This window comes from Planococcus sp. RAB007_Raresut, assembly GCF_057369535.1.
Map to the genome: position 1 here is coordinate 1 of NZ_JBXYIF010000161.1, position 260 is coordinate 260.

The following is a 260-nucleotide window of genomic DNA, read 5'->3' on the forward strand; positions in this document are numbered from 1 at the left end:
ATTACTTATCATCTCATAAAATTCCATTAACTCTTGATCATTCATAGAGACAGGATGATTTATGACAACCCCATTATACTCATGTGTAAATTCCTCTTCTGATAAAGAAATAGGCTCTTCTATCTCAGTATTTTTAATCGTTTTTTGACCTATCCCCTCTGCTGATACGACGGAAGAACTAAATATTGATGAAACAAGTAACCCTGACAAGAAAATGGATGTAGTTTTTTTCAACATAGTGTAATCCCCCTTTTTTTGAT

General features: G+C 32.7%; 1 protein-coding gene. It reads right to left on the reverse strand.

From position 1 onward, the window contains the following. A partial coding sequence (locus AC2Q9J_RS18140) for a hypothetical protein (RefSeq protein ID WP_499042104.1) occupies positions 1–237 on the reverse strand: 237 nt, incomplete at its 3' end. Between the last annotated feature and the right edge of the window lie 23 nt (positions 238–260).